13 protein-coding genes are annotated in these 18,680 nt (G+C 63.4%); 1 reads left to right on the forward strand and 12 read right to left on the reverse strand.

The window, feature by feature from the left end; all coding sequences use genetic code 11:
* Positions 1 to 111 precede the first annotated feature (111 nt).
* The 11 genes from oiaK to FRZ40_RS38880 form a co-directional block, all read right to left on the reverse strand.
* Entirely contained in the window at positions 112 to 1,470 is a 1,359-nt protein-coding gene (gene oiaK / locus FRZ40_RS38830) for a 3-oxo-isoapionate kinase OiaK (RefSeq protein WP_147237771.1), read from the reverse strand.
* Between the two features lie 7 nt (positions 1,471 to 1,477).
* Entirely contained in the window at positions 1,478 to 2,722 is a 1,245-nt protein-coding gene (locus FRZ40_RS38835) for a ribulose-bisphosphate carboxylase large subunit family protein (protein WP_147237773.1), read from the reverse strand.
* Positions 2,723 to 2,767: 45 nt separating this feature from the next.
* Complete coding sequence (locus tag FRZ40_RS38840) at positions 2,768 to 3,598, reverse strand: phosphogluconate dehydrogenase C-terminal domain-containing protein (protein ID WP_028366189.1); 831 nt, start codon at positions 3,596 to 3,598, stop codon at positions 2,768 to 2,770.
* A 51-nt stretch (positions 3,599 to 3,649) separates the two neighbouring features.
* Positions 3,650 to 5,029 (reverse strand): MFS transporter, encoded by a 1,380-nt coding sequence (locus tag FRZ40_RS38845; protein ID WP_147237775.1) that lies wholly within the window; start codon positions 5,027 to 5,029, stop codon positions 3,650 to 3,652.
* Between the two features lie 130 nt (positions 5,030 to 5,159).
* Entirely contained in the window at positions 5,160 to 7,100 is a 1,941-nt protein-coding gene (gene apnL / locus FRZ40_RS38850) for a D-apionate lactonase (RefSeq protein WP_147237777.1), read from the reverse strand.
* Positions 7,097 to 8,182, reverse strand: coding sequence for a Gfo/Idh/MocA family protein (locus FRZ40_RS38855; protein WP_147237779.1), 1,086 nt, complete (start codon positions 8,180 to 8,182; stop codon positions 7,097 to 7,099). The genes apnL and FRZ40_RS38855 overlap by 4 nt, the downstream gene beginning before the upstream one ends.
* 3 nt (positions 8,183 to 8,185) lie before the next feature.
* Positions 8,186 to 9,253 carry an ABC transporter permease gene (locus FRZ40_RS38860; RefSeq protein ID WP_147237781.1) on the reverse strand — a complete coding sequence of 356 codons (1,068 nt, stop codon included), beginning with the start codon at positions 9,251 to 9,253 and terminating at the stop codon, positions 8,186 to 8,188.
* Between the two features lie 46 nt (positions 9,254 to 9,299).
* On the reverse strand, positions 9,300 to 10,856 hold the full coding sequence (locus FRZ40_RS38865; RefSeq protein WP_147237783.1) for a sugar ABC transporter ATP-binding protein: 1,557 nt from the start codon (positions 10,854 to 10,856) through the stop codon (positions 9,300 to 9,302).
* Complete coding sequence (locus FRZ40_RS38870) at positions 10,853 to 11,500, reverse strand: DUF2291 family protein (RefSeq protein WP_231516079.1); 648 nt, start codon at positions 11,498 to 11,500, stop codon at positions 10,853 to 10,855. The genes FRZ40_RS38865 and FRZ40_RS38870 overlap by 4 nt, the downstream gene beginning before the upstream one ends.
* 115 nt (positions 11,501 to 11,615) lie before the next feature.
* Positions 11,616 to 12,554 carry a D-ribose ABC transporter substrate-binding protein gene (locus tag FRZ40_RS38875; protein WP_028366195.1) on the reverse strand — a complete coding sequence of 313 codons (939 nt, stop codon included), beginning with the start codon at positions 12,552 to 12,554 and terminating at the stop codon, positions 11,616 to 11,618.
* A gap of 205 nt (positions 12,555 to 12,759) precedes the next feature.
* Positions 12,760 to 13,677, reverse strand: a complete 918-nt coding sequence (locus FRZ40_RS38880) for a ketopantoate reductase family protein (RefSeq protein ID WP_147237785.1) — start codon at positions 13,675 to 13,677, stop codon at positions 12,760 to 12,762.
* Positions 13,678 to 14,084: 407 nt separating this feature from the next.
* Between FRZ40_RS38880 and FRZ40_RS38885 the strand changes: the two genes are divergently transcribed.
* Positions 14,085 to 15,803 (forward strand): hypothetical protein, encoded by a 1,719-nt coding sequence (locus FRZ40_RS38885; protein ID WP_147237787.1) that lies wholly within the window; start codon positions 14,085 to 14,087, stop codon positions 15,801 to 15,803.
* Between the two features lie 118 nt (positions 15,804 to 15,921).
* Here FRZ40_RS38885 and FRZ40_RS38890 read toward each other — a convergent pair whose 3' ends face one another.
* Positions 15,922 to 18,210, reverse strand: a complete 2,289-nt coding sequence (locus FRZ40_RS38890) for a glycoside hydrolase family protein (protein ID WP_147237789.1) — start codon at positions 18,208 to 18,210, stop codon at positions 15,922 to 15,924.
* Between the last annotated feature and the right edge of the window lie 470 nt (positions 18,211 to 18,680).

Consider the following 18,680-nt stretch of genomic DNA (forward strand, 5'->3'; position numbering starts at 1 on the left):
ACGGATAAAGTCAAATTAGCCGAAATTCAGCTATTTTCAGTTTATCCGCTGCACGGCTATTTAATGAACGCCGCTCGCGCCGTCGCCTTCACATCGCTTCGCGGCCCGCTTTCACCGCACCGAAAAACCCCGCTCCGCCGATCTGCCCCCCTTCAGCACGATCTCCAGCCCGTCGCGCTGCGCCGACTTCGACGACGCGCGACACAGCGGCGCGCCGGGCGCGAGACCCGCCGCGACGCTGAGTGCATCGATACCCAGCGTGCTCGCGACTTCGCCCGAACTGTCGCCGCCCGCCACGACCACGCGCTTCAACTCGACGCGATCGAGCAGCCGGCGCATCACCTGCGCAAGCGCGCCGCCGACATTGCGCGCCGCCTGCTGACGCGTCAAACCCAACTCGCGCGCGATGTCGTCGAAGCCGGTCACCGTGGGATCGTCCGGACCTTCCGCGCTATGGACGATCGCGCTGACGCCACGGCGCAGCGCATCGGCGGCGGCGTTGACGGCACGTTCGACCTCCGCGTCGCCCGTTCGCGGATCGAGCGCGCGGCGCAAATCCAGCCGCTCGACGTGGAAGCCCTGCGCGCGCGCCCACGCGATCTGCGATGCCGTCACGGGCGAGCAACTGCCGCTCACGGCGGCGATCGTATCGACCGGTTCGGCGACGGGCAGCGAAGGCGTCGCGGGCAGCCAGCCGCGCGAACGCCAGTAGGCCGCCAGCGCGTATTGCAGCCCCGACGACGACGCGCTGAACACACCCTCGCCGCGCTGCTCCCACACGAGCCGCCCCGCTTCGACGAGCGTTTCTTCGTCGAGCACGTCGATCAGCACCACGGGCCTGTCATCGCCGCCGAGGGCAGCGACACGCGCAACGCCCTGGCCGCCGCGCAACTGCACCATGTCGATCAGCTCGATGCGGCGCGACGTCTGCCGTCCGAGATGCACGCGCAAATCCGCTTCGTCCATCGGCGTAACGGGATGACGCGACATCGTCGGATGGCGGTCAAGACGATAACCGGTGCCGTTCACGGCGGCGAACAGATTGCCGAACATCTGGTAGCGCTTCAGACGCGGCGCACCGATCACCATCGGCGACCAGCGCGCGCGCATCGCGTTCACGCCGATATCGATGGCCGCGCCGATCGAGCCGACCTCCGCCGACGAATCGAACGTCGAGCACACCTTGTATTGCAGGACAGGCGCGCCGAACGCAGCGAGACTCGCGAACGCGGACGGCAGCACGTCGCGCATCCACGCCGGATCGCGTCCGCGCGACGAACCCGCCAGTCCTACGCAGCGAACATCCGGAAAGCGCGCGAGCAGATCGGGCGTCGGTGTGTCGAGACACAGCACCGTCGGCACGCCCGCCGCCGTCATCGCCTCCATCGCGTCGGTCGATCCCGTAAAGTCGTCGCCGTAATACGCGAGCAGCCGTCCCTCAGGCCATTCCGTTTGCGCTGAATCCGTCATCGCCTGCTCACTTCCAGAAGCCGAGCGCCGCGCGCAGCGCCGGATTGCGCTCGGCGTACTTTTCTAGCGGCACGCCTTCGATGGCCGCGACCCACGCCTCGCGCAGCGCTTCCACGCCCGCTGCCACACCCTGCGGATGACCGAAGATGCCGCCGCCCGCCGTGTGGATCAGATCGGCACGGCCGAGTGCCGCATACGTATCCGCCGCCTGCAAACCCGTCTGCCCCGAACTGAATACGGGCATCGCCGTCATCGGCGCGCCGGGCATCACGGGCGAGAGCACCGCGCGCGCCGCCGCGATCACGCTGTCGTCCGGTTCGCTGAACTTGTTGCGCAAGCCATTCACGTGCAAATGATCGGCGCCCGCAAGCCGCCAGATCATTTGCCACGGCGCGTAGTCCCAGCCGAGTTCGGGACTGCGCGACAGATAACCCCAACCCGCGCGATGCGCATGAATCGGCAACTGCGAGTGCTTGCGCAACTCGTGCATGCCGACCAATCCCACGGAATTCAGCACAGCCATCACGCAAGTGCCGCCGTGCGCGAGCACGAGATCGTGACGCCGGCGCATCTGATCGAGATCGCCTGTCAGGTTGAACGCGACCATCGCCTTCTTGCCCGTGCGTTCGGCGTGCTCGTTGACGACGCGCATCACGGCCTTCACGCGTTCGTCGAACGGACAATGCGGACCGTCCGCCTGAAGCTCGTCGTCCTTGATGAAATCGATGCCGCCTTCCACCAGTTCGCGCACCTGCCGCGCCGTCTCTTCCGGCGACAATCCGACGCTCGGCTTGATGATCGTGCCGATCAGCGGACCATGCGTGACGCCGCTCAGTTTGCGCGTGCCGTCGATACCGAACGCAGGACCCGGATACGCCGCCGCGAACGAAGGCGGCAACGTCAGGCCGGTGAGCCGCAAGCCCGACACCTGGCGCAGTTCGAACAGATTGCCCGCGATCGTCGACAGCAGATTCGGCAGCGACGGGCCGAGGTTCTCGACTGGCCACGACAGTTCGAGCGTGCAGCGCGTGTACACGTCCGATTGCATGCCGCCCGGCAGACTCGGCGTATCGACCGTTTCGAGGATATCGAGCCGCTCGACGCGCGCGCCCGAACGCGCCTTCAGTTCGGGCGTCTCGGTGGCCAGCGCGACAAAGGTGCCGCTCGACTGTTCGCCGGCGATGACCTCGGCGGCACGGCGCGGATCGTCGCCCGTTTCGAGCCAGTAAGTAGCGTGAATGCGTTCGCTCACGATGCAGTCCTGTTCAATTCAAGGTCAAGGAAAAAAGGTCGCGCATCAGGTAATGCGGCGGATGCTTTCCGCGATCTCTTCGCGTTCGAACACGCCCTTCCAGTCGTCGCGCATCAGGCGCGGCTTGCCGAACTCGATCGCCTTGTTGCACGCATCGGAGAACGCGCCGGGGATTTCGTTGAAGATCACCGCGCTCAGGATGTTCATGTGGCCGAGCAGAAAATCGCGTGCGGCCTGTTCGGGCACACCGCGCTTGACCGTTTCGTCCATCGCTTCGCGCATCACGTACAGCAGCGTCGCGCAGATCGTCTCGGACAGGCCGGGCTCCAGCAGCGCCATCTGTTCGACGGTCAAACGGTACGAACGCAAGATAGGCTGATAGATCGTCTTCGCGACGTCTTCGCCGAGATCGAATGCGGACTCGGGGCCTTGCATCAGTGCGCTCGTGATCGACTGCTTCGCATACGCGCCGCCGAAGAAATCGCGGCGCGCTTTCGGATCGTCGTCGTTGTTGAAGATGATCGGGTGGCAAGGATGCGCGACGAAGTACGTCAGATCCGGCCGGTCGGGCAGATGGCCCGCGAACGGCGCGGCGGCATCGAGCGTCATCACCATCGTGCCCGCCGGCAGTTTCGGCGCGATCTCGTGGCTGAGCTTGCCGATCAGCGTGTCGGGTATCGCGAGAATCACGACCTGCGCGCCGTCGATAGCGGCATCGACGGATACGCAATCCACGTTCAGTTCGTCCTTCAGACGCTTGCGGCCCACTTCGCTCACTTCGACGTGCGCAACGCGATAATCCGACTTCAGCAGGTTGCTCGACAGACGGAAGCCCATTTTTCCGCCGGCACCGATCAGTGCGATTTTCTCTTTCATCGTGTTCTCTCCTTGCAGGGATACGTGATGTTCAGCAATGTCCATTGATGTTCAGCTTGCGCGCGGGTCCAGCGCGACGGCCGCGTGTTCGTCCCGTTCGCGCATGCGGCGCTCGCTGCAGAACGCGAAGGCGAGCACGGCGCTCAGCAGCATGAAGATGCCGACAACGAACATCGGCGCGTGATACGAGCCCGTCGCGTCCTTCAATGCGCCCGTCACGTACGGCGCGACGAAACCCGCCAGATTGCCGATCGTGTTGATCAGCGCGATACCCGCGGCAGCCGCCGCGCCCGACAGGAAGCGCGCGGGCAGCGCCCAGAAGTTCGGCAGCGCGGAGAAGATCGCGCAAGCCGTGATCGCGATGACGGCGACGCTCGTCGAAGGCGACTTCATGAAGAGCGCGAGCGGAATGCTGAGTGCGCCGACGAGCGCGGGAATACCGATGTGCCAGGCGCGCACGCCGTGCTTCGTCGCGTTGCGGCTCCACAGGAACAGCACGATCGCGGCGGGCAGATACGGAATCGCCGTGATGAGCCCTTTCTGGAACACGTTGAAGTGCGAGCCGAACTGCGTCTCGAAACCGCCGATGATGGTCGGCACGAAGAACGCGAGCGCATACAGGCCGTAGATCAAGCCGAAGTACATCAGCGAGAACATCCAGACGCGGCCGCTCGTCATCGCGGCACTCGCGCGATGGCGATGCTGTGTGCCGTTCGCGCCGCGCTGACGCTGCTCGGCTTCGAGTTCGGCCGTGAGCCATTGCTGCTCGGCCGACGTCAGCCAGCGCGCCTGCGAAGGCCGGTCGCTCAGATAGAACCACGCGACGATGCCGATGACGATGGCGGGCACGGCCACGCCGAGGAACATCACGCGCCAGCCGGCAAGACCGAAGAGCCCGTGCGCTTCGATCAGCAATGCGGCGAAGGGCGCGCCGATCACGATCGTCAGCGGCTGCGCAAGATAGAACAGCGCGAGGATGTGGTTACGATGGCGTTGCGGCACCCACATGCTCAGAAACAGGATCGCGCCGGGAAAGAAGCCCGCTTCCGCGACACCGAGCGCGAAGCGCAGTCCATACAGTCCGGGCACGCTGCTTACCCACGTAAAGAGCAGCGCGACGATGCCCCACGTCACCATGATCCGCGCAAGCCAGCGGCGCGCGCCGAACTTGTGCAAGGCGAGATTGCTCGGCACCTCGAGAAAGATGTAGCCGATGAAGAACACGCCTGCCGCGAAGCCGAACTGCGCGGCGTCGAGCCCGAGATCCTTCGTCATGCCGTTAGGACCGGCGAACGAAATCGCCGTGCGGTCGAGGAAGTTGATGAAGAACATCAGCGCGACGAAGGGCACGAGGCGCAGCGAAACCTTGCGGATGGTCGAGCGCTCCAGCTCGCTCGGGCTGGCCTTGTCGGCGTGTAGGGCTGTTTGCATTGCGTCTCCTCGATAGGTCTCGCGACTCTGCTTTTCCGCACAGATCACTTGTGTGATGTACTGGTGTCATGAGTAGACCATTGTGGCCGAAAAATAGGCACTGGGTTTACTACCAAGACGTTTCGTCAGCTCATTGACCCGTCGTTGCGATCACGCAGGCAAACGGGTGCAGCGTCACGGGTTTGTCGGGCGAAAGGCACGGCGTCTCGACGTTCCCTTTGCCTTGCACCGGTTGTTCGCCCGTCACGACAACGCTGCGTAGCGGCTCGCCGGCGATGCCGTGCAAATCGAGCCGGACGGAGCGCGGCGACCCGGTCAGATTCGCGACGATCCAGTGCAGCCGTCCACGCGCGTCGCGCGCCGCGACGCAAGCGATTTCGCGCGGATTCGCGCCCGCACACGCGAGCCGCGTCGCACCCGCCATGCGCGCGAGCGCCTTTGCCACATCGAACATCGGATAGCGCTGCATACCGTCGCCGACATCGGCGAGACCTCGTGCTCCCGTGAGCGCACCGAGCGTCAGCGTGTCGATATGCGCGCCCGCCAGCGCCGCCGCGTAACCCGCAAGCCACGCGCCGCCGAACAGCGCGCGCTGACGTGGATCGCACGCGACCATCGCGATGCGCTCGCCGTGCGGATTCGGCATCGTGCGCGAGCCGTATGGGTTCTGGCGCATGCCGATCGACACGGGGCCGATCGAATACGGCTGCCGCGCACCGATCAGCGCACGGCATGAGCGCGTGATGTGCGCAATCGCTTCGAGCGTCTGCATGACGCTGCGATCGTCGGCGGCGTGAACGATGGGACAGGTTGCGTGCGTCGTCCAGTCGACGAGTTCGAGCGGCGGACGCTTTCGGTTGAGTTCGGTGAAATAGCTGAGCATGCCCCCGCCGATCCGCAGAGACGGGAACGCACGGCGCGCTTCGCGGTACACCTCGTCGAGCGCGGGACACGGCGGGCTGAGGCTGCCAGGCGGATTCGACTGCCGATGCACCGACGGGCTCACGACAATCCCCGTCAGTTCGATCCCCGCCTTCGCGATCCACGAAGCAAGCGCGGCCAGTTCCACGCGCGGCGCATCGATTCCCGGCAGCGCGTATTCGAGCACGCACCTGATGCCGCTTTGCCGTTGCAACGCCGCGAAGCGTTCGAGTTCGTGCAGGCCGTGGCCTGCTGTCGGATCGAAGCAGAGCGTCAGTTGCTGCGGCGCGAGTTCTTTGAGCAATGACAGATGTTCGAGCGCCAGATCGATTTCATCCACCGCGACTGCAATGCCGAGCTTGGGCATCGGTTCGTCAGTGGAGTCGAAAGTAATGACGCGCGCTTCGCCATCATGCGACTCATGAAGGCCGCGTCCCGCAAAGGTCCGCTCATCGACGTGAAGCGTCACGCTCTGCGTCGTCGTCGCGCCGGCTTCGAGCGTGAAGGGCCACGGCAATTCCAGCGGCCTCGAATACGTCTTGAACGAGGCATCCGACCAGTTGCGCTGATCTTCCATCTCGAACACGTCGCCCGTGAACGAACAGCGCACGGTGAGTCCGCACGGCATGTCGTGTTCGATCGAGCGGATATCCTTGAACGGTTGCCACGGATCGATCAGTGCAGGAAACGCCGAGCTTTCGCGCGCGCCGTCGCCATGTTCGACGCGCGCCGGCGCACCCGCCACGCCGTCGAGCGGATGCAGCACGCAGAAACCGCAGCGCGCCGTCAGAAACGCATCGTGCGCGGTGACGGTCGCACTGAACGAGAGCGCGCCGCCGCCCGCGCAATCCATCGACAACGCGTAGCTCAACGCATGTCCATCGGGATTTGCGCAATGCGCGCGGTATGCAATGCGGAAGCCGCTTTCCGTCTGGTCGATCTCGACGCCGTTCAACACCGGACGGCACGTGCCCCAATCCTTGTCGCGCACGAGAAACGCGACGGCGCGAATCACTTCGACGTCGCGATACCGGATATCGTGCAGCGCGCCGTCGATCAGCAGCGCGGACCACGGTCCGGCTTCCAACCGGCGTACATCATCGACGGGCTGGCTCGTGCCGTAGTAGAGCGTCGCGCGATCCTCGCTCATTGCGCGACCTTCGTCTGCGAAGCCATACGTTCCAGTTCACGCACATCGACGCTGCGCCCTTCACGCGCGGACAGATACGTCGCTTCGACGAGCGCGAGCGTGCGCAGATTATCGCGCCCGCTCGTCGCCGGTTCGCGCCCGCTGCGCAGACAGCCGATCCAGTGCGACTGGATATTCAGCACGCTCCCCTGAATCGCGTGCCACGGCGAACTCATCCACGGCAGCATGGAAGGCGCCGCATCGCGCACTTCGGTTCCGTTGCGCGTATGAATCTGCAACCGGTAATCGGCCAGCAAACGCAATGTTCCCGCCGAACCGTCCACTTCGATCAGCGTCTGCGGAAACAGCTCATGCGGCAAACAGGTTGCATAGCTGCAATCGACGATGCTGTTCACGCCGCTTTCATGGCACAGCATGATCGTCGCGACGTCTTCACCCTTGATGCCGGGATTGACGCGCGACGTACTCGCCGTCACACGCGTTGCGTCGCCGAACAGAAAGCGCGCGATATCGAGAACATGAATGCCGAGGTCTTCGACGATGAAGCGTTCGCCTTCGGCCAGATAGGGTTGTCCGCTGAACACGTCGAAGGCCGAGCGAAACGACACGCGCCCCCAGAACGGCGTGCCGATTTCGCCCGCCTGCAACGCCGCGCCGACGGCCTGAATCGCGCTTTGCCAGCGGAAGTTTTCGTGCACCATCAGCGGCACGTTCGCGTCCTTGCATGCGGATACCATCGCGCGGGCATCGTCGAGCGTGCACGCGAACGGCTTCTGGCAAATCGTCGCAACGCCGTGCGACGCAGCGAGTTCGACCAGCGTGCGATGGCTCGCGACCGTCGTCGCGATATCGACGAAATCGGGGCGTTCCGCGTGCAACATCGCCGCTGCATCGGTATAGAGACGCTCAATGCCGAACTCGCGGCCCGCCGCATGCAGGCGCGCTTCGTCCGCATCGCAGAGCGCGACGATATTCGCGCCCTCGATGCCGCGCCATGCATGCAGATGATTGCGCGCGAAAAATCCGCAACCGATCAACGCGCCGTTATAGGTCTCGCGATCCTGAAGCGTCGATACGGTCATCGTTCATGCTCCCGTCGCGGCCTGCTTCTGCAATGCGAAGCGCTGCTGCACGCGCCGCTGGATCTGATCGACGACCACGGCGGCCACGATCACCACGCCCTTGATCACCGTCTGCCAGAACGCGCTGACGCCCATCATCACGAGCCCATCGGACAGAATGCCGATCACGAACGCGCCGATGATCGTGCAGCCGATCTTGCCGCGCCCGCCCGACATCGACGTGCCGCCGAGCACGGCCGCCGCGATCGCGTTGAGTTCGAAGGTCTCGCCGCTCATCGGATGCGACGCGACCAGTTCCGACGAGATGATCAGCCCGACGATCGCCGCGCACAGTCCCGAGAACATATAGACGAACATCTTCACGCGGTTCACGCGCACGCCCGAAAGCTGCGCCGCGCGCTCGTTGCTGCCGATCGCGTAGATCTGCCGCCCGAGCGGCGTGCGTCCCGCGATGTAAGCGGCAATCGCGCCGACCAGGACGAGAAGCCAGATCGTCAGCGGAATGCCGAGTATCGTCGCGCTGCCGAGAATGGGAAAACCCGTCGTACCGTAATCGGGATTGCCCGTCAGATTCGGAAACGTCTCGCCGCCCGACGACAGCAAGGCCGCGCCGCGCGCGATATACAAGGTGCCGAGCGTCGCGATGAATGGCGCAACGTTCAGACGCGTAATCAGCAGCCCGTTGATCGCGCCGACGGCCACGCCCGTCAGCAGCGCGGCGACGATCGTCTCGGGCACGCTCAGATACAGCGTGTATTGATCGCCGATGGGAATGCCATGCAGGATCAAACCGCCCGCCACCATGCCTGACAGCCCGACGATCGAACCAACGGAAAGATCGATGCCGCCCGCCACGATCACGAACGTCATGCCGATCGCGAGAAACGCATTCAGCGCGACGTGCCGCGACATGATCAGCAGGTTTTCGATGCTCAGAAAGTTGTGCGCCGCGAATGAGAAAAAGATCGCAACGGCAAACAGCGCGATGAACGTGCGCAGTTTGAGCAGCAGCAGAAGCGGTGCCTCGCCGAGGCTCGCGCCCGGTGCTTCGCCCTTGATAGCCATCGTCATGAATAGTCTCCAGTGTGTTGCTGGATCAGCTTTAAAACATGCCGCGTCAGGCTGCGGCGCGTTGTTCGGGTGGCGCCGTGCGGTGGCCGACCGCGGAAGCGGCGACGAGAGCATCCTGCGTCGCTTCGGCGGCGTCGAATTCGGCCGTCACGCGTCCGTTCGACATCACGAGAATGCGGTCCGAGAGCGCCATCACTTCTTCGAGGTCCGACGTCACGAACAGGATGCCGAGCCCTTTTACGGCGAGATCGCGCATCACCTTGAAGATGTCGGCCTTTGCGCCGACGTCGATGCCACGGCTTGGCTCGTCCATCAGCAGCACTTTCGGCGTGGTCATCAACGCGCGCGCGATGATCACCTTCTGCTGATTCCCGCCCGACAGCGAACTGACGGGCAGCCGCCAGTCGGCGACCTTGATGGCGAGATCGCGGATGTATTGGGTCACGGAACGCTGTTCGCGCTGCGTGCTGATATGAAATGCGCGCGCGAAGTCGGCGAGGCTGGAGATCGTCATGTTGTCGCCGATCGAGAGAATCGGCAGCAGCGCGTCGGCCTTGCGGTCTTCGGGTATCAGCGCGAGCCCTTCCGCGACGCGCCGTGCAATCGGCTTGCCCGCGAGCGGCTTGCCGTCCAGCACGATATCGCCTGTCGCGTGCGGATGGCAGCCGAGTATGCACTCGAACAATTCGGAACGCCCCGCGCCCATCAGCCCGTAAATGCCGACGATCTCGCCCGCATGCAGCGACAGCGACACGTGATCGATCAGCAGTCCGCTGCCCTTGCGCGGCAGGCACACGTCGCGCACTGTCAGCACTTCGGCGCCGCGCTCGTGCCCGACAGGCCGCGAAAAATCTTTCGTCTCGCGGCCGACCATCTGACGCACGATCCACGGCACGTCCACTTGCGCCATCGGCTGGTTGCCGGTGATACGCCCGTCGCGCAACACGGTGATGTAGTCGCCGATCCGGATCAGCTCCTCGAGCCGGTGCGAGATATACACGATCGCGACACCGTGCGCCTTCAGATCCGCGATCACCTGAAACAGCACCTCGACTTCGGCCGCGCTCAACGCCGAAGTCGGCTCGTCGAGAATCAGCACGCGCGCGTCGTGCGCAAGCGCCTTCGCGATTTCGACGAGCTGCTGCTGGCCAATGCGCAAATCTTCGACAAGCGTATCGGGACTCACATCCAGTTCGAGCCGCTTGAGCAGTTCGCGCACTTTGCGCCGCTGCGCGTCGGCATCGATGTCGATCCCCGCGCGCGTGATCTCATGCGCGATGAACACGTTCTCGGCAATCGTCAGGTTCGGGAACAGATTGAGTTCCTGAAACACGATGCCGATGCCGTGCCGCAATGCATCGGCACTGCTCGTCAATTCGACGGGCTTGCCGTCGAGCAGCAGACGCCCCGTGCCCGGCTGTTCCGCACCGGCGATGATCTTCATCAGCGTCGACTTGCCCGCGCCGTTCTCGCCGACCAATACGTTGACGGCCGCGCGCCGCACCGCGAAGTTGACCTCTTTCAACGCGACGGTGCCCGGATAAACCTTCGTCACGCCTTCGACGTGCAGGATCACGTCGTCCGCTTCTCTCGCCTCGCTCATGACTTGCCTCCGAGCGCGACGGCAAGCGGCACGATCTCCGGCTGATCCGCCGACGAATCGTACGAGAACGCGCCCGTTACGGTGACCGGCTTGCCTTTGAGCGCATCGCGCGGCAGCGGCTTCATCACATGCGTGGCCGCATAGCTGTTCAGCGCGGTGCCGAACTGCGCGTACTCGATCTGATTGCGAAAGCTCGTGAAGGAAATGAAGTCGAGTGTGTCGCGCAACGTGGTGCCGAGCACGGTCGGACCGATATCGACGATCACATCGGCCTTGCCGTCGCCGTCGATATCGACGCCAACGGTGCCCTGGCTCGATTGCGTGTCGACGTCGACGATCGTGCCGTGCAACCTGGTCGGGAAATTCCACGGCGCGCCGTCGTCCTTGCCGCGATAGCCGTATTTCTTGCCCGCCGCGTCCGGGTCCGCCTTGATCGCGTCGCGCAACGTTGCGTAGTCGGTCGCGCGCTTCTCGACGTCGGGCACGATCTTCGTGCTCCACATCGACGCGACCATCGCGTTCGGATCGTAGCCCGCCGACGCATAGGCATCGCGCGGATTCTTCGACGACTGCGCGTCGTGTCTGACCAGCTTGCAGCCTTGCAACGCCCCGCTCGCGGCGATCAGCGCGATCGCCGCGTACATGCAACCTCTCATGGATGACCTCTCGGTACGCCGGATGAGAAAACTGATGCGTATTGCAGACGGTGAAGCAATGCAAGGAGATGCGCCCGGCATCCCCTTGTCGTAGCGCGGCGCTTTAGCGCAGCGCGAACATATCGAGCTTGCCGGCGTTCGCCCTGGTAATCAGCGAGCAGTTGATCAACTGCTTCTCCGGCTTGCCTGTCGAGCCCGTCTTCATGTACTTGTCGGCCTGATCGACGGCTTCCGTCGCGGCCTGCGCGGCGGGTTGCAGAACGGTCGCGCGAATGTCGTTGCGCATGATCGCATCGCGCACATCGTTGCTGCCGTCGAAGCCGACGACGATCACATCGGCACGCTTCGCCGCCTTCAGCGCTGCCGACGCACCCATCGCCATCGTGTCGTTGCCCGCAATCACGCCCTTGATGTCCGGATGGCTCTGCAGAATGGTCTCCATCACGCGATACGCTTCCGTCTGGCTCCAGTTCGCCGACTGCCGCTCGACCAGCTTCATGCCCGGGAACTGGTCGATCACGTCGTGATAACCCTTCGAGCGGATACCCGCGTTGATGTCCGCTTCACGCCCGACGAGTTCCACATAGTTGCCCTTCTCGCCCAGCGCCTTCACGAACGCGCGCCCGCCGAGCTGCGCGCCCTGATAGTTGTTCGACACGATCTGCGACACGGCAATGCCCGTCGCGTTGATTTCGCGGTCGATCAGGAACGATGGAATGCCCGCCGCCTTCGCTTTCTTGACGGCGGCGATCGACGCTTCGGAACCGGCGTTGTCGAGAATGATCGCCTTCGCGCCGCGCGCGATGGCCGTATCGACGAGATTGGATTGCTTGTTGGCGTCGTCGTCGTGGACGAGGACGATCGTGTCGTAGCCGAGCGACTTCGCGCGCGCGTTCGCGGTATCGGCTTCCGCCTTGAAGAACGGGTTGTCGTGCGAGGGCGTAATGATGGCGATCAGATTCGCCGCCTGAGCGGCGCCGCTCGCGCCAACGACGGCCATGGTAGTCAACGCGAGCGCGAGCCACCGCTTCGATGCTTTCATCGTCTTGTCTCCAGTCTGGTTAAACGTCTGTGCACTACATAAAACCAGTCGACGGTCGTTTTTTGTGGCTATTGCTTACTCATCACATGTGCCGTCATGACGTCATCATACCAGCTAGATAAGCACCGACAAGGAGAATCGCGCCAGGGTTTTCGCCTGGCGCGCTGCGTCTGCGAACGTGAAGGGGAGTGGCTGCGCGGCGGACTCAGGCCGTCGGCATCGGATGGGCCGGTTTGCCGATCACCCGCACCATCATCAGCAGCAGATGATTGACGGGCGTCGCGACGCCCAGTGCCGCGCCGCGTCGAACGATATGGCCATTCAGATGGTCGATTTCGCTCGGCCGGTTCATCGCGACGTCACGTGCGGTCGACGAATATTGACCGGCAGGAATCGTCGCCATGATCCGGGCGACTGTCTCGTCCACATTGCGGGACATGTTCACGCCGTCCGCGCTCGCGACCGCGATGCATTCCGCCACGATGTCCTGCATCGCCGACGCAACTGCGGCTCCGCCGCGCCTGCACAGTTCGCCGAACGGCAGTTGCACGAGCGCCGACACTGCGTTGTACGCGCAGTTCAGCATGAGTTTTTCCCACAGCGCGCCGCGCACGTTCGCGGATATCGTCGTCGCGATGCCGGCGGCGCTCAGGATCCGGGCAAGACGATCGCTGGCTTGACCAGGCTCGACGATCAGATCGCCGCCGCCGTTGTGCCGGATGTGACCTGCTCCCGGCATCTCGGATCCGACGTAGACGGCGGCTGCCAGCACCTCGCAACTGATGATCGAGCGCACCCGTTCGGCATTGTCGACGCCGTTTTGCAGCGTGACGATTACGGCAGACGGCGATACGTAGGGCTTTATCGCGGCAGCCGCTTCTTCCGTATCGGTGGACTTGACGCAGAACAGAATCAACTCCGCGCCCGCGATGCCGGACGCATCGGTGCATGCGTCGACCTGAATGAACTCGTCGAAAGCGGCCGATTCGAACCGCAGTCCGTCACGCCTGATTGCCGATACATGATTCTGCCGCCCGACCAGCGTGACGTCGTGCCCTGCTCTGGCAAGCAAGCCTCCTGCAAAGCAGCCTATCGCGCCGGCGCCCATTACTGCTATTTTCATTTCGACCTCTAGAAATCGGACTGTTTTTCTCTGAGCATGCTCGACGCGACGAATCAGGAACGCGAGCGTCGACACCTCTTCACAACACGCAGTCCGAGCGAATATTCCATGCGTCAGGTCATGCGTCTTCTCTTATTGGAAAGGCCGAAGTTATCTCCCGTATTTCCGTGGCGTAACGAAATGTATCGACGGGCGTCGTGCGTTGCGCCCTGTGCATTTACCCAATCTTCATTCACACAATCTTCATTCAGCCAGCTTCGGTTCGAGCGGCACGCTTTCGGGCCGACGCACTTTCACATCGGCACTGCACCCAACAATTCGCAGGCAGGCGCGGGACAACCCGCAAGCGAATGCCACTGCCGAAGTCGAAACGCAGTTTCCGACACTTCAATCACGGAACCCAGGTCATGGCCCCTATCAGAATCACGACGCGTTCGCCCGTCGATTCGCCCGCAAGCAGTTCGGCAACGTCGACTCAGAAGTCCGGCGAAAGCAGGCTGAGCCAGCGCTCGTCGCCGCAATTCGACGCGCTGGGCAAGCGGCCTTCGTCGCCGGGACCGGGACCGAACGACGCTTCGACATCGTCGGCGTCGTTGCGATCGGACAACCCACTGCCACCTGTTCCACCCAAAGAACCCGCGACGAATCCGCCTGCCGCCAGCGCTTGCCCGCAACGTCCCGCCAGGCCGCTTCCGGCCATCCCCGGCAAGCCCGGCAACGTCCATTCGTTCGTGCCGCCGAAAGCCGAATCGGGCGGCGGCTTCGCCCGCTTCGCCAACATGCTCGGCGCGAACAGAAAGGGCGTTCATGCCGTCGGTCTCGCCAGCAAGAAGCCGATGAACAACATATTGAATACTGCGTCATCGAATGAGCACGGCAAGTTCGCCTACGATGCTGCGCCCGCGACCGAACTGGTCAACGCGGCCGCGTCGGGTTCGACGGCGATGGCCGCGCATAGCATCAGCAAGCGCTACGGGAACAAGGTCAACGACATGCTGGCCGCCGACGTCGCGCGCTTCGAAGCTGCGAGCAGCATGGCGGGCACACCGGGCGCGTCGCTCAATCAAGGGCTCGTCAAGCCCAGGGAATTGACGCCCGCGCAAGAACTCGCATTCAGGCGCAATCCGTCGGTCCCCGAGAATCAGCTGATCACCAAAGATGCCAAAGGCAACTGGCAATACGACAAAACCAAGCTCGCGCGAATCGCCAAAGACACATCACATCCCGACTCGACGCACGCGCGCGATGTTCTGGCGACGATGAGCATCGCGGAAAACAAAGGCAAACAGCGACGCGGTGCTGCACTGGCGACGTTGGGCTCGGGCCTCGGCGTGGCTGCGACGACGGCGCAGATCGTCGGCACGCACGGCGCGATTACGCCTGTGCTGGTCGCCGGGCATGCGGGACTCGGCGGCAAGGAAGCGCTCGAACTGAGAAAGCCTTTCGTCGAGGCACGGCAAGAAATGCGCAATGAAAAGAGCGACGAAGTACTCCGTCACGTCAATCGACGGATGGATGAACTGCCGCCCTTACCCGAAGATGCGCCGATCGGCGCCAAGGCCGGCGCGTATGCCGTCGCCTATGAAGGCGCGCGTCGCAACGCCGCGCAGCAGAACAATTTCGGCTTCAGGATTCCCGGCAGCATGATCGACGACCGCAAGTCGGCGACGGTCAAATCCGACGCGCAGGATCTTGCGAACAAACACATCAGCAGCATCGCGCAGAACGGCATGAAGGCCGCGAGCGAAAACAGCCTGACGCAACTCGGCAGCGTCGACAAGGAACTCAATCTCACGAAGTCGCAACGCGAGAAGCGCGCGATGGAGCACATCAACGGCGACGCCGATCTGAAAGCGGTTCACACGTTGTTGACGGATACGGGCATCCCGGCAGGCGAAGCCGCGATGCTGATGTCGAAGATGAGCGGGCATTCGCTGTCCGCGCGCAAGGCCGACACAGCAGCAGCGCCTGCGAACGCCAGTACCGGCGCCGATAAAAAACCGCTGACACCCGATGAAGAACGCACGAAGATCGCGGACATCATCGGCGAGCCGACGCTCAAGCCCGCCGATCCCGTCAAGGACGCGGAAGGCAAAATCAAGTCGGGCCTGGCGCTCCGGTCGTGAACGCCGGCGCGCCGTTTTGCATGCATAGCGTGCGCCGAAAACAAAAATGCGCCACCCCGTGATCGGGATGGCGCATTTTCCGTGTGATGCTACGTGACAGCCTTGCGGCTATCGACGCTTACTGCCCCGTGTAGCCAACGGGCACGGTCGAATTGCCCTTTGCGACCGTCGCGTTGTTCGACACGATGTACTGCGGCACTTCCGTCAGCGTCAGCGACACCTGACCGTTCGAGTACGCAACCGTGCTGACGTTGCCGTAGCCGTCGATCTTCGTCACGTTGCCCGACGTGCCCGGGTTGTCCACCTGCAGCGAATAGGCCTGCGAGTACGTCTGGCTATACGTGCCGTTGACGGGCCACTGCGCGTTGCTGTGCGTCCATGCTGCCGTGACGACCTTGCCGTTGCCGAGTTGCTGGAACGCGAAGGCGAAGACACCCGACGGCGAGCCGTTGACGCGGCCCAGCGTGTTCGTACCGTCGAGTACACGCGTCATCGTGGCGAACGCCATGGCTTCAGGCTTCGGCGACAGGTTCGACGCACCGAACGAGCCTTGTGCATTGTTCAGGTCGAAGAACGAACCGTAGCCGACTTCACCCGGATAGTCCGGACCGTAGAACAGCGTCGTCATCTGCGCGCCGGAACCCAGCGTGATGATGTGCGAGCGCACGCCCACTGCCGCATGTGCGAACAGCTGATTCTGCGACGGCACCGTCGGACCGTAGGCGAGACCCGGATCGTAGCTCGTGCCCGCTTCCGTGAAGAACAGCTTCATGTTCGGCTTGCCCGCCTGCATGACCTGACGCAGTTGCGCGATCTGGTTGTCGAGCGCGTTGGCCTGGTTGGCCGGGCTCGGATCCGAGTCGTACTGCTCAGGCGGATGCGCCGGATACGTACCTGCATTCCAGTAACCATGCGTCGATACGGCGTCGATGTAATTCCACAGGCCGAGCGCGCCGAACTTCTTCAGATAGCCTGCCGTGCAGGTATCGCAGTTCGCGGCGAACGGATTGCCCGTGCCCATCACGATTGCGTTCGGGTCCGTCGAGTGAATGCCCTGATACGCAGCCTTGTACATCGCGACGAAGTTCGCGTCGCTGTCGGCCCATGCGAGGCTCGGTTCCCACGTGACCTGATAGTAGTTGTTCTGCTGGTTCGGGTAGTTCGCCGCGCGGATCAGGCTCGTGTCCGTGCCGACCTTCGCCATGAAGCTCTGGAACTCGTTCAGATCCTTCGGTGCGTAGTAGCTGTCGGTGAACTGGCCCGTCTTCGAGTTCCATGCGGGAATGCCGTCGAGACGCACGATACGCATCTGGTCCGGGTTCGCCTTATAGAACGGATCGAGGTCGTTGACGTTCGGCGTGTACGTATTCGGGCCGTTCGGCTCCATCACCGACTGCTGGCGGTCGTCGATCGTCCACGTGATGCCGAGTGCACGCAGCGCCGCGATGTTGCCGTTGAAGCCCTGCATGCCGAAGCGATGCTGGTCCTGATGTGCGTACGTCACCGTGCCGAGCGCCGGCGACAGGTTCGGCAGCACGCCGAACGTCGCGATACCCGTGGGACGCGTGCCGCGATTCGGCAGCGTGCCGCCATTCGCGCGCAGCGTGGCCGTAATCGCGCCATAGCCCGACCACGTCGACGTGCACGAGATCGTGTTGGTTTGCACGCCGGCGCTCACGGGGAAGCTGCCCTGCGTCTTGATCGCGCCATTCGAATCCGCGATCGACCAGATCACGGTATCCGCATTCGGCGAATTCGTCGTGACGGTCACGTTGAACGGCGTGTTGTTCTGGAACACACGCAGGCCGTCGGTGGTCGGCGTATCGGCCGTAATCAGACCGCTGGCCGTGCCGCCCGCTTTTTGCGTAGCCGGTCCGCACGAGAGCGTCGAGCTGCCCGCAGGCGCCGGCGTGGCTGCCGGTGACGGCGCCGGAGCGGGCGCCGGGGTCGGCGTAGGCGTGGGCGTAGGCGTCGGGGTGGGAGTAGGCGTCGGCGTCGGCGTCGGGGTGGGCGTCGGCGTCGGCGTCGGCGTCGGCGTCGGAGCGGGTGTCGGCGTCGGAGTAGGTGTGGGTGTCGGCGACGGCGTAGCAGCGACCGCATGCACCCAACAGGCCTTGCCGTAACCGTATGCAGGGTCGGTCGACGAAACCGCGCCCACGTAACAGCCCACGCCGTTGGTAAACGTGCGCGGCGCAGTCAGCATCACCGACGGCGCGTCAGGCGGCACTGCGCCAAACACCACGGCGCCCGTTCCGAGGAACGAGCAATTGCCATTTTCCTTGCCGCACAGCGTGTACTGCTGTCCTGCGACAGTAATCGACGTTGCCTGAGCGTGCGCCTGTTGCGCACCGAACGACGTCAGCACGGTTGCCGATGCAACCCCCACTACTTTCCAATATTTCATCATAGTCCGTTGATCTCGCTGAGAATCTTTCTTCCCCGAAGGTCCAGCAAGATCGTTCACAAATCGTCCCGCTGTGGCGTTATCGAATACAACCCGCGTTATGTATTTATTACGGATTACTTACTATTGAATACGCATACGAGCAGAGCATTCGCTCATGCAATGTCGCATGCGCTTGTCAGGAACATACGAAGACCCTGCCCTCTCGCGGAAGGAGATCCTCGTATGTATCTGGCATTGGATCGGATGACGTGTCGCGCAAATCGCGCCAAAACTCCTGCCGATGAGGAGTCCTTAGCGCTGATTCAACCCTCTTGCGGTTCTCGACAGCAACATGCCGCCACGAACCCTTTCGGTTCGACGAAATCGATGCACATCTGTGGATCAGGCACACCCCGAGCTTCGCATTCCGCGGTCAGCATCGACGCGGGATGCAAATGCGCGCCCGAAAGAGATGAAACGGCGATTTGCTA

It is taken from the genome of Paraburkholderia azotifigens (assembly GCF_007995085.1).
GTDB classification, from domain to species: Bacteria; Pseudomonadota; Gammaproteobacteria; order Burkholderiales; family Burkholderiaceae; genus Paraburkholderia; species Paraburkholderia azotifigens.